Below are 11748 nucleotides of genomic sequence, written 5' to 3'. Positions count from 1 at the left end.
CGAGGCGATGGAGTTTGCCGCCTTCGCCGAGCGCGCCCGGGCGATCGAAGCCGAGAGCGCCGACTCCGACGTGTGTGAGCGCGTGACCGACCTGCTGGCGGCGGCGGGCGATGACCTGCCCGTCGTCGCCCGCTACGTCCAGGGGCGGGTGTTCCCTGCCCACGACTCGACGAAACTCGACATCGGGCCGGCGCTGTGCTACGAGGCCATCGCGAAGGCGGCCGGCCGGAACGTCACCGCCGACGACGTGGAAGCGCGGGTCGCCGACGTGGGCGACGTGGGCGAGGTCGCCGCGAGCTACGACTTCGGCGGCCAGCAGGGGCTGGCCGCGTTCGGCGCCGGTGGCGGAGGTGGCGACGGTGCGGACGGCGAAGGGGGAGCCGGCGGCCTGACCGTCGCCGAGGTGGACGCCGAGTTGCGCGACCTGGCCGCGACGGCGGGGTCGGGCAGCCACGACTCCAAGCGTGACATCCTGTTCGGCCTGTTCAACCGGACGGAGGGCGACGAGGCGCGCTATCTCGCCCGGCTCGTCCTCTCGGAGATGCGCATCGGCGTCGGCGACGGGACCGTCAGAGACGCTATCGCCGACGCGTTCGACGTGCCCGTCGAAGCGGTCGAGCGGGCGCTGCAGGTCACCAACGACCACGGCGAGGTGGCGGTCGTCGCCCGCGGCGATGGGCTCGACGGGCTCGAATCGCTCGGGCTCGAAGTCGGCCGGCCGGTCGGCGCGATGCTCGCCCAGGCCGGCACCGTCACCGACGCGCTGGACGACTGGGAGCGCGCCGCGGTCGAGTGGAAGTTCGACGGCGCGAGAGTCCAGGTGCACCACGATCCCGACGGTATCGACGGCGAAACTACCGCGCTGTTCTCCCGCAACATGGAGGACGTGACCGACCCGCTCCCGGAGGTCGTCGAGTTCGTCGAGGAGAGCCTGGACGCGCCCGCGATTCTGGACGGCGAGGTCGTGGCGGTCGCCGACGACGGCTCGCCCCTGCCCTTCCAGGAGGTCCTCCGGCGGTTCCGCCGGAAACACGACGTGGCGAAAGCCCGCGAGAATGTGACCGTCGAGTTTCGGGCGTTCGACTGCCTCCACGCCGACGGTGACGACCTGCTCGACGACCCCCTCGTCGACCGCCACGACCGCCTCGCGGCGACCCTCGGCGACACCGGCGCCGGAGCGCTGTCGGAACTGACCGTCTCCGACGACCCCGACGAGATCGCCGCCATCGAGGCCGATGCGCTCGACGCCGGCCACGAGGGGATCATGCTGAAGAACCCCGAGTCGGCCTACACCCCGGGCCGGCGCGGGAAACAGTGGCTGAAGCGCAAGCCCGACGTGGAGACGCTGGACCTGGTCGTCACCGGCGCCGAGTGGGGGGAGGGCCGGCGGGCCGAACTCCTGGGTACCTTCGAGGTCGCCGCCCGCACGGACGAGGGGTTCGCCCCGCTCGGCAAGGTCGCCACCGGCATCACCGACGAGGAACTGGAAGAGTTGACCGACCTGCTCGAACCCCACGTGCTGAGCGAGGACGGCGCCGACGTGACCATCGACCCCGCCGTCGTCTTCGAGGTGGGGTACGAGGAGATCCAGACCTCCTCGACCTACGCGGCCGGCTACGCCCTGCGGTTCCCGCGCTTTCTCGGCGTCCGCGAGGACAAGGACCCGTCCGACGCCGATTCGCTGGAGCGGGTCGAACGGCTCGCCGAGCGGCAGTAGACAGGGAGACCCGGAAGGCGCCACCCGAAGCCGAACCCTTAACCGCGTCTCGGCGGAAATCAGGGGTATGACTGTCCGACACGACGGCCTGACCGTCGACTGGCTCGGCTACGCGACCCTGCGCATCGAGGGCGACGACACGGTCGTCTACCTCGACCCCGGCCGCTACGGCACGCTGACCGGCGAGTGGGAACCCGACACGCCCGGCGTCGGCCACCCGCCCGGCCAGGACTACCGCGCCGAGGACGCCGACGTGGTCTGCGTCACGCACATCCACCACTACGACAGCGACGGCGTCGAGCGCGTCTCGAACGGGGACACCACGGTCGTCGCCTTCGAAGGCATCGACGTGGGAGACACCGACCGCGACCTGACGCCCGTCGACGACCTCCCCTACGAGGTCGTCGAGGTCGGGATGGAGGACGAACTCGTCGTCGGCGACGTGCCGATCGCGACCGTCCCCGCGTACAACGACCCCGACGGGAAGAACGTCGACGAGGACGGCGAACCCTTCCACCCGAAGGGGATCGGCTGCGGGTTCGTCGTCACCGTCGACGACACCAACGTCTTCTGGACGGGCGACTCCGACGCGCTGGAGGGCCACGAGGCGCTCGACGTGTCGCTGTTCGCCCCCTCCATCTCGCAGTCGTTCACGATGGACCGCCACGACGCCGCCGACCTGGCCGAAGCGATGGACCCCGACCTCGTACTCCCGATCCACTACAACACCTTCGAGGCGCTCGAAGCCGATAGCGGTGCCTTCGCCGAGGACGTGGCCGAGCGTGGCGTCCCGGTCGTGCTGGACGAGCGGTAGACGGTCCAACGTGGTCGCTTCGCTCACTGAATGCTCAGTACAGGCAGTAGCTGTTGCAACGGGCGGTTGCGGTGCGGTCGGCGCGCGCTGGAGCGCGCGTTCATGCGCGCGACCGTAGCCGCGCGAGGTCTTCGGGAGCCTGCGACCGAAGGCTCGTCGGAGCGTGCTCCGACGGCGGATTCGCGACTCGCGTGTCGCGAATCGGCTGGGGAGGCTCGTGGCCGTCTGCGGTGCTGTGCGGTTGCCGTCGCGGAGCGGTTGCGGTGCTGTCCTGGCGTCCGCGCGAACGTGTGAGCGCGGGCCCGGGAGAGCGTGCTCTCCCGGTGGACTGAAAGGGCGAGGCGCGCTCGCGTGCAGTTCAGTCGTCTGAGCGGGCACTATCCGCGCGGTGCGAGGCGCTGTGCGCCTCGAAGCGAACGGCTGTGCCGTGAGCGGGCGGTGCAGAGAGCGCGGATATCCCGCCTCAGCGACCGCGAGCGCGCCGAGGGCTTTCAACGCTCGCTGTTCCCTGCGGTAGATACGACAGTTAGCGAACGCGACGAGGGCTTTCAGCACTCGCTGTCGATTGCCAACGAGACGACTGCTAGCGAACGTGCCGAGTGGATTGAGCACACACCAACGACTGCATCCACTGCCACCCGACATCAGCCGTCGAGGGCGTCAGCGACTCGCGGGGCCAGTCCGTCGGCGATGGACTCCATGCCGGCGTCGCCCGGGTGGAGCAGGTCGGTGGTCAGGCCGTCGGCCGGCGACAGTTCGCGGCCGTCGACGAGGGAGACGTTGCCGGATCCACATCCTTCGACGACGGATGCGAGCGCCTCCCGGTAGGCGCGGGCGCGCTCACGGTCGCCGCTCTCCCGGAGGTCGGCGTGGTAGGGGAACAGCGTCACGCAGACGACCGGGCGGTCGTGGTCCGACGCCGCCACGGTCTCGACGAGGTACGCGGCGCGCTCGCGGAACTGCTCGACGGTGAACCCGCGGTTGGCCATGTTGACCGACAGCGATAGCGTCGCTACCTCCCAGTCGTCGCGCTCGGCGATGTGGTCCGCGACGGCGGGCTCGCAGTAGGCGGCCCCGGACATGCCGAGGTTCACCGGATCCAGCCCGCAGTCGCGGGCCACGCGGGAGACGTAGGTCAGGTGGGTGGCCGACGCGGCCGCACCCTCCGTGATCGAGGTGCCGTAGGCGAGGTATCGGCGGTCGGGCACCTCGTCGGGCTCGGGCGGACGACACTCGCCCCGTACGTCGTGGAGCGCGACCGGCGCCCAGGGTTCGAACCGGAGCCGGCACACCAGCGGGTCGAACGCGCCGGCGGCCTCGGCCGCGGCCGCGGGGGACAGGTCGGTCAGCGGCTCGGGCACCGACAGCTCGACGTCGGTGGGCTCCGGGCCGAGTTCCAGCACCGTCTCGCCCTGGAAGGTGCCCCAGAACGGGCGAACGACCGTCTCGGCGGCCGCCGAGAGCGTCAGCCGGACGGGGCCGCCGCCCCGCGAGACGAACCTGACCTCGCACCCGGCGGGGTGGCGGATCCGGTCGCGGGCGGCGACGTTCAGGTTCCCGGCAACCCCGTCAGGGAGGCGCCGGAGTTCGTCGCCCGCGTCGGTCCAGTCGGGCTCGGCCAGCTCGGCCACGCCGTGCAGTGCCACCGACGGGTAGTCGTCTCCCGGGGACATCCGTTGATACACGACCTGTCGGTAGCAGGGCCGAAACCGTTTCGGTCGGGGCGGACCGTGCCGGGGTCGTCGGGTGTCGACGGGCGCGCCGGAAAATATCAGGAGACTGTGGCGTATTGGGAAGATTTAAGTCTCGACTCGGGCACCGAACGGGTATGGTCGACCGGAAGGTGGTCGTCGCGGGCGCAGTCGCCGCGGTCGCCGTCCTCGTGCTCGGGGGGATCGCGGGCGCGATGGTGCTCGGTGGCGGTGGCGGCGGCGACACGCCGACGCCCGACGAAGCGGACAGTTCGGACGAGGCAGACGACGGCGGCGGGTCCGCGGACACGCCGACACAGGCTCCGACGACTGCCGGCAACGGGACCGCGACGAACGGGACCGTCAACGGGACCGCGACGGCGTCCCCGACGCTGACGCCCACGTCGGCGCCGACGCCGACCGCGACGCCGACCGCCACCCCGACGGTCACCCCGACGCCGACGGCGGTCCCGACGCGGACGCCGACGCTCCCGCGCCGGTTCAGCGAGCGCGAGGTCGAACTCGAACTCCGCCGGCTGATCAACGACTGGCGGCGGGCCAACGGCCTGAACGCCTACGCCAACGCCAACGGGTCGCTGGTCGAGCGTATCAACCGGATGTCGCTGAACCACAGCGAGGCGATGGCCGAGCGGGGCGAACTCGTCTACAGGACCCACAACCTGTCGGTCGCCGGGCGCTACAAGGAGTTCGGGCTGTTCGAGACCTGCAAGTTCAAGAAGAAGGACGCGCAGTTCATCGTCAGGCCCGACAAGAACCAGTTCCAGGTGATCGGCCAGACCTACATCGGCCGCAACTTCCAGGAAGGCGGCGAGACGGTCTACCACGAGAACGAGACCGCCGTCGCGCGCGAGATCTTCAGGGACTGGACGGACAACCGGGTGTACGCCGACGTGCTCAACTACCCCAACGCCAACCGCCTCGGCCTCGGCATCGAGATCACCGAGGACAACGAGGTGTGGGTGACGGGTAACATCTGCGGCACCGGCGACGACCCGAGCTGACGACCGCCGCGTCGCCCGGCGCGGCCGCTGCTCGCCGTTTCCGCCCGCGGCATCTCTCGCTCCCGCTCGCGACAGCGGACCGACTCCCGCTTCCGGGACCGGAACGCCGATAACACAGAGGCGTCCAACGGACGGGTATGGTTCAGCTATCGCTCGTGTTACCCCGCCAGCCGGACGAGCGCTGGCAGCTCGCGAGGCAGATGGGCGTCGAGCAGGCCGTCATCCACCCGCTGGAGGTCGGCGACGACAAGACCCACTGGTCGTACGACGACCTGCTGGGGACGAAAAACTGGCTCGAGGACGCCGGCCTGCAGTTCGGCGTCCTGGAGGGTAGCGTCCCCATCAGCGACCGTATCAGGCTCGGACTCGACGGCCGCGACGAGGACATCGCGGAGTTCAAACAGTTCCTCCGGGACTGCGGCGACGTGGGGATCCCGGTGGTCTGCTACGACTGGATGGCCGGCGTCCGCTGGGCGCGCACCGAGGCCCACCTCCAGTCGCGCGGCGGGTCGTACACGACGGGCTACGACAACGCGAAGATGCGGACCGGCCGCGGCGAGGCCGCCGACGTGAGCCGCGAGCAGGTGTGGGAGGCCATCGAGTACTTCCTGGAGGAGGTCGTCCCCGTCGCCGAGGAGGCCGGCGTCAAACTCGGGCTCCACCCCGACGACCCGCCGCGCGAATCCGTGGGTGACATCCCCCGGATCGCAAACAGCGTCGAGAACTACGACCGCGTGCTCGACATCTACGACAGCGAGTACAACGGCGTCACGTTCTGCCAGGGCAACTTCGCGGCGATGGGCGTCGACGTACCCGAGACGATCCGCCACTTCGGCGAGAAGATCAACTTCGCGCACTTCCGGGACGTGGAGGGCGACGCCGACCGCTTCGTCGAGACCTGGCACGACGACGGCCCGACGGACATGCAGGCGGCGATGGACGCCTACGTCGACGCCGGCTTCGACGGCCCGATGCGACCCGACCACGTCCCGACGATGGCCGGCGAGGACAACTCGAATCCGGGGTATCACACCAAGGGCCGGCTGTTCGCCGTCGGCTACATGCGCGGCCTGCTCGAATCGGCCGAGGGAGCGGACGGAGCGACCGACGGGACAGACGGAGCGACCGACGGAGGTGCCTGAGATGGTCGGGGCGTCGCCGGATCCGTCGGTCGTCGCCGATACGCGCTGTCACACCGGCGAGGGACCGCTCTGGCACCCCGACGAGGAGGTCGTCTACTTCGTCGACATCCCCGAGGCAGACCTCTACCGCTACGACCCCGCCACGGGGTCCCACGAGCGCGTCCTCGACGCCGAGGGCGCGGTCGGCGGGTTCACGATCCAGGAGTCGGGGGACCTGCTACTCTTCTGCGACGAGGGCCGGATCCAGCCGTGGAGTCCCGAGTCGGGGCTGGGCGACCCGCTCGTGGACTCCATCGAGGGCGAGGGGGAGTCGCGGTTCAACGACGTGATCGCGGACCCCGAGGGCCGGGTTTTCTGCGGGACGATGCCGGCGCCGGACGGCGAGCCCGGGACCCTCTACCGACTCGACACGGACGGCTCGCTGTCGGTCGCCGTCGAGGACGCACAGCTCTCGAACGGGCTCGGGTTCACACCGGACCGCGAGGGGATCTACTTCACCGAGACGGAGGCGAGCCGGATCTCCCGGTACCGCTACGACCGGGCGACGGGCGAACTCTCCGACCGGGAGACGTTCCTGGACGCGAGCGACCTTGTGGGCGACCCCGACGGGATGACCGTCGACGCCCAGGGCTGCGTCTGGTCGGCGTTCTGGGACGGCGGCCGGATCGCCCGGTACGACCCCGACGGGACGGAACTGGAGCGCGTCGAGTTCCCCGCGAAGAAGGTCTCGGCGGTCACCTTCGGCGGCCCCGACTACCACACCGCCTACGTGACGACCGCGCTCGGCCCCGGCGAGGGACCGGCGGGCACCCGCGAGGAGGAGGGCTCCGGCGCCGGGGCGCTGTTCGCCGTCGACCTCGGCGTCGCGGGCGTCCCCGAGTTCCGGTCGCGGATCGAGTACTGACGGAGCGGCGACTCGGGGGAGCGGGGGTCCCGGCCGGGGGTCTCAGTGCAGCGTCCCCTCGCGCTCCTCCACGTCGTAGGCGAACAGCGCGTAGCCCACGTCGTCGACGGAGTGGCTGGTTTCGTCGGCGATCTCGCGGATCGGATCGATCATCGTCACGTAGTCGGCGGCGTCGAACGACTCCTTGCGGCCGTCGAGATAGCCGAGCCTGTCGAGCGACGCCCACACGCGGGTGTCGACCACGGCGTGGCGTTCGGGGTCCAGCGCCGTCAGGACGCAGGAGGCCGTCGGTGCCTTGAACCCCGAGAGGCCGGTCAGTAGCTGGATCTTCGAGAAGTCGCCGTCGACCGCGAGGACGTTCTCCGTCACTTCCCGGCACCGCTCGGCCGGGTTCGACTCGACGTGGTAGGCGCTCCGGGTGGAACTCTCGTAGGCGACCTCGTAGAGCTGGTCGCGTGTGAGATGGCCCTGTTCGCGGTAGGCCCGGCCAAACTCGTCGAGCCGATCCGGGTCGAGCCCCTGTGTCTCGGCGTAGGCGTCGAGGGCGTCGGCGATCAACTCCTCCATACCCGCCCGGACGGACGCTCCGGGTTTCAAAGTCGCAGGTTTCCATCGACCTGCACGCGGGCTCGACCCCTCGCCGTTCGAACGGCTTACCGGCGACAAACGACGGCTTACCGCCCCACACCGTCGCGAGTGTTTTCCGCCGGCGCGGCGTCGGTCCGGCTATGGGCTCGTTCCTGGTCTGCTACGGGTCGAGCGAGGGACAGACCGCGAAGATCGCCGACTGCGTCGCCGCGCGGCTGCGCGACCGCGGCCACGAGGCGACGGCCGTCGACGCGGGCGCGCTGGAGACCGACTACTCGCCGACCGACTTCGACGCGGTCGTCGTCGGCTCGTCGATCCACGTCGGGCAACACCAGGCGTCGGTCCGCTCGTTCGTCGACGCGAACGCCGCGGAGCTGACGGCGCTGCCGACCGCCTTCTTCCAGGTGTCGCTGTCGTCGGTGGCCGACGACCCGGAGCGGCGCGCGGAGGCGGCCCGCTACGTCGACGAGTTCCTCGAAGACACCGGCTTTCACCCCGACCGGATCGCGCGGTTCGGCGGCGCGCTCCGCTACTCGAAGTACGGCTTCCTCAAGCGGCTGCTGATGAAGCGGATCGCCAGCGAGACGACGGGCGACACCGACACCTCGCGGGACTACGAGTACACCGACTGGGCGGAGGTCGAGGCCTTCACAGACGACTTCGCCGCGTTCGTCGAAGGGCGGCTGGCAGTCGGGCCGACGGAGGCGGCCTGACAGCCGGACGTGGCTACGGCGACCCGAACAGGCGCCCGCGAGCCGAGGCGTCGGCGGTCGCCAGCCCGTCCTGGCCGAACTGTTCGGCCGACAGCTGTCGCGTCCACAGCGCCCGCCGCACCGACCGCACCGACTCGGGGTCGCCCCGGAGCGCGACGCCGCCGTCCGCCGACTGGACCACGTCAACCGCCTCCACGCTTCTGGCCGCGCGCCTGAGTTCCGCGGCTGCCTCCGCTCCGATCCCGTCGACGCTGTGTTCGGTTTCCATATCGCTCCTGAGGACGCTCGCCGGGTATCGACACTACCAAACTCGTTAGGTTCGGCCGAGCGGCGACCGGACAGCGGACCGACGGAGCGGCGAGTTAGTCGAACGACGGGGCGACCTCGCGTTCGAAGACCTCGCAGAAGGCGGCCTGGTCGGGGCTCGAACTCTGGAAGACCACCTCGTCGAAGCCGGCGTCGACGTAGGCCGCGGCGGCGTCGACGATGTCCTGCGGGTCGGTCGTGATCACGAACGTCTCCCGGAGTTCGGCCTCGCTCACGTCCTCGGCGTGTCGCTGGAGTTCGCGCGGGTCGGCCAGGTCCGCCTCGAACACCTCGGGTTTCAGCGTGAGCCGCCAGGGGAGACAGGGTTCGAGCGCCGCCCGGTCGGTCTCCGCGTAGGAGACGTGCAGGTGGACGGTCCTGTGAACGTCGCCGGGGTCGTCGTTGCGGTCGGACCTGGCGACGCCGCGTTCGACGGCGGGGAACAGTTCCTCGCGAGCCGAGTCGGGCGTCTCGTAGACGGTGACGAAACCGTCGCCGAGGTCGCCGGCCATCCGGGCGGCGGTCGCGCCGTTGCCCGCGACGTGGATCGGCGGCGCCTCGTCGGGACCGGTGTAGCAGTTCGCGCCGTCGAGCGTCCAGAACTCGCCGTCGAAGTCGACGAACTCCTCGGCGAACAGCCGGCGGACGATACGGATGGCCTCGGCCGTGCAGCGGGCGCGCTCGCCGTAGTCGGGCCAGTCGTAGCCCAGCGGCGACTCGTTGAGCGCCTCGCCCGTCCCGAGCCCGAGGAACACGCGGTCGGGGTAGAGTTCCGCCAGCGTGGCGAGCCGGTGGGCGACGTTCGCGGGGTGGTAGCGGTTCAGGATGGCGGTCACGCCCGTTCCCATCCGGATGTCGTCGGTGCGTTCGAGCGCCGCGGGCAGCCACTCCCAGCAGTTGCCGCCGTTGGCGGGCGACCCGTCGCCGAGTCGGTCGAACCACGGGTGGAAGTGGTCGTTGACCCAGGCGCTGTCGAAGCCCGCGCGCTCGGCGCGCTCGACCTGTTCGAGGCAGTCCGCGGGCGAGAACTCCTCCAGCGACGCGAAGTAGCCGAACTCGACCATACCGACACGGGCGCTCGCGGCGGGCTTAATCGCTGGGACTGGTCGTCGGCCGGACTGGGGGGCGACCGGCCCCGAAACGTTGTTCTTAAGAGTGCAACGCGAGTCGTTGACGGTATGAGCAACGAGTCCGAGGCCGACGAGGCCGAGCAGGACGCAGCCGACGAGACAGCCGCGGACGCCGACGAGGCGGCCGACGCCGAGACCGAGGAACAGACCGAGTCCGAGGCAGAGGCCGAGGGACTCCAGCACGGCGACTTCATCGAACTGGACTACACCGCCCGCACCGTCGAGGGCGGCGACCTGGTCGACACGACCGACCCCGACGTGGCCGAGGAGGAGGGCGTCGGCGAGGACCAGGAGTTCGGACCGCGCACCATCGTCCTCGGCGAGGGCCACGTCTTCGACGCAGTCGAGGAGGATATCGTCGGTAGCGAGGTCGGCGACACCGGCACCGTGACCGTGTCCGCCGAGGAGGCGTTCGGCGAGTTCGACGAGGACGAGGTCCGCACCATCAGCGCGGACCGCATCCCCGAGGACGACCGCTACCCCGGCGCCCACGTCGACATCGACGGCGAGCACGGCCACATCAACACGATCATCGGCGGCCGCGCCCGCGTCGACTTCAACCACCCGCTCGCCGGCGAAGACGTCGAGTACGACTGGGAGGTCCTCTCCGAGGTCGAGGACCGCGAGGAGCGCGCCAGCGCGCTGCTCGACGTGTTCCTCGACATGGATCTGGAGGTCTGGTTCGAGACCGACACCGTCGAGGAGGAACAGCTCGTCGAGTCCGACGACGACGAGGACGACGAGGAGAGCGAACCCGAGTACGAGACCGTCGAGGTGGAGAAGGAGACGCTGTACATCGAGGCGACGCCGCAGCTGACGATGAACCAGCAGTGGATGATGGGCAAACAGCAGATCGCCCAGCAGCTCACGGACCTGCTCGACATCGACCGCATCATCGTCCAGGAGGAGCTCGGCGGCGGCATGGGCATGATGGGCGGTATGGGCGGTATGATGGGCGGCATGGGCGGCGGCGGTGGCGACCTCGAAGAGGCGCTGGAGGACGAGGACATCGACGCCGAGGAGATCGTCGACGAACTCGAAGGCGCCGAGGAGTAACCGGCTCGCTTTTCCGTTCCGTCTCGTCGTCGCGTTCCCGGTCAGCTGTCGGTTCAGCGCCCGGCTGTCGGTTTCGCCGTCCGTTCTCGCCGGTCAGTTCTCGTCTTCGGCGTCCGGCTGTCGCCCGTCGAGGACGGCGTTGCAGCCGTTGACGAACTGGCCGAGCCCCTGGGCCACGTCGCGGTCGAGCGAGACGATGATGCCGACCTCGGCCCCCTCCCGGAAGTGGAGGACGGCGGCGTGGTCGTACAGCTCCACGGTGGCCTGCGCCTCGCCGAGGCGGTCGTACTGCTCCGGCGGGACTATCGACTCCTCGGCCCGCGCCCGGTCGGTGATCGGCCCGAGCGCCTGTTTCAGGTCGCCGGTCGCCACGTCGTCACGGAGATACAGCGCCTCCCATCCCTCCGCGTCGTAACGGACGGCGCCCCGGAACGCGTCGCCCGCCCTGTTGTGGACCAGCTGGAGGAGCGGCTGGTACCGTTCGTTGGGCATGTCCGGTCGAACGTGACAGAGCCGTTTCAATCTGTGGGCGGCCCGTCGCGCTGCCGGCCCGCCGCACCGTCGGACCCGACGTTTATTTGACCGCCCGCCGACAGCACGCTCACGACGTCACTCGATCGCCCGTCCCCGGAGACCACCGTCGCGAACCCGCGTCCCCCCTCCAG

The 11748-nt window shown here is 70.2% G+C and carries 12 protein-coding genes; 7 read left to right on the top strand and 5 right to left on the bottom strand.

Going from position 1 to position 11748, the window contains the following annotated elements:
- Positions 1–7: 7 nt before the first annotated feature.
- Positions 8–1717, top strand: a complete 1710-nt coding sequence (ligA, locus tag ACMGFG_RS02705) for an ATP-dependent DNA ligase LigA (protein ID WP_436928816.1) — start codon at positions 8–10, stop codon at positions 1715–1717.
- Between the two features lie 67 nt (positions 1718–1784).
- A complete protein-coding gene (locus ACMGFG_RS02700; protein ID WP_436928815.1) occupies positions 1785–2531 on the top strand; it encodes an MBL fold metallo-hydrolase in 747 nt (248 codons plus the stop codon).
- A gap of 644 nt (positions 2532–3175) precedes the next feature.
- Here ACMGFG_RS02700 and ACMGFG_RS02695 read toward each other — a convergent pair.
- Entirely contained in the window at positions 3176–4204 is a 1029-nt protein-coding gene (locus ACMGFG_RS02695) for an SGNH/GDSL hydrolase family protein (protein WP_436928814.1), read from the bottom strand.
- Between the two features lie 155 nt (positions 4205–4359).
- Between ACMGFG_RS02695 and ACMGFG_RS02690 the strand changes: the two genes are divergently transcribed.
- From ACMGFG_RS02690 to ACMGFG_RS02680, 3 genes are all read left to right on the top strand, one after another.
- Positions 4360–5244 carry a CAP domain-containing protein gene (locus tag ACMGFG_RS02690; RefSeq protein ID WP_436928813.1) on the top strand — a complete coding sequence of 295 codons (885 nt, stop codon included), beginning with the start codon at positions 4360–4362 and terminating at the stop codon, positions 5242–5244.
- A gap of 137 nt (positions 5245–5381) precedes the next feature.
- The gene (locus ACMGFG_RS02685) at positions 5382–6386 is read left to right on the top strand and encodes a mannonate dehydratase (RefSeq protein WP_436928812.1); all 1005 of its coding nucleotides are present in this window, start codon (positions 5382–5384) and stop codon (positions 6384–6386) included.
- Between the two features lies 1 nt (position 6387).
- Entirely contained in the window at positions 6388–7290 is a 903-nt protein-coding gene (locus ACMGFG_RS02680) for an SMP-30/gluconolactonase/LRE family protein (RefSeq protein ID WP_436928811.1), read from the top strand.
- Between the two features lie 42 nt (positions 7291–7332).
- Here the strand turns inward: ACMGFG_RS02680 and ACMGFG_RS02675 are convergent, their stop codons facing one another.
- A complete protein-coding gene (locus ACMGFG_RS02675; RefSeq protein ID WP_436928810.1) occupies positions 7333–7857 on the bottom strand; it encodes a hypothetical protein in 525 nt (174 codons plus the stop codon).
- A 161-nt stretch (positions 7858–8018) separates the two neighbouring features.
- Here ACMGFG_RS02675 and ACMGFG_RS02670 point away from each other — a divergent pair, with 161 nt between their 5' ends.
- Entirely contained in the window at positions 8019–8591 is a 573-nt protein-coding gene (locus tag ACMGFG_RS02670) for a flavodoxin domain-containing protein (RefSeq protein ID WP_436928809.1), read from the top strand.
- A gap of 13 nt (positions 8592–8604) precedes the next feature.
- Here the strand turns inward: ACMGFG_RS02670 and ACMGFG_RS02665 are convergent, their stop codons facing one another.
- Positions 8605–8859, bottom strand: coding sequence for a hypothetical protein (locus ACMGFG_RS02665; RefSeq protein WP_436928808.1), 255 nt, complete (start codon positions 8857–8859; stop codon positions 8605–8607).
- Positions 8860–8953: 94 nt separating this feature from the next.
- Positions 8954–9961 (bottom strand): TIGR03557 family F420-dependent LLM class oxidoreductase, encoded by a 1008-nt coding sequence (locus ACMGFG_RS02660; RefSeq protein ID WP_436928807.1) that lies wholly within the window; start codon positions 9959–9961, stop codon positions 8954–8956.
- A gap of 114 nt (positions 9962–10075) precedes the next feature.
- Between ACMGFG_RS02660 and ACMGFG_RS02655 the strand changes: the two genes are divergently transcribed.
- Positions 10076–11083: an FKBP-type peptidyl-prolyl cis-trans isomerase gene (locus ACMGFG_RS02655; RefSeq protein ID WP_436928806.1), complete on the top strand. Its 1008-nt coding sequence runs from the start codon at positions 10076–10078 to the stop codon at positions 11081–11083.
- Positions 11084–11176: 93 nt separating this feature from the next.
- On the opposite strand, the gene ACMGFG_RS02650 is transcribed toward ACMGFG_RS02655, so the two are convergent.
- On the bottom strand, positions 11177–11575 hold the full coding sequence (locus tag ACMGFG_RS02650; RefSeq protein WP_436928805.1) for a DUF7522 family protein: 399 nt from the start codon (positions 11573–11575) through the stop codon (positions 11177–11179).
- Positions 11576–11748 lie beyond the last annotated feature (173 nt).

This window comes from Halosimplex halobium (assembly GCF_051414055.1).
Taxonomy (GTDB): domain Archaea; phylum Halobacteriota; class Halobacteria; order Halobacteriales; family Haloarculaceae; genus Halosimplex; species Halosimplex halobium.
Note: the sequence above shows the minus strand (reverse complement) of the source record. Positions and strands in the feature narration are given on the sequence as shown.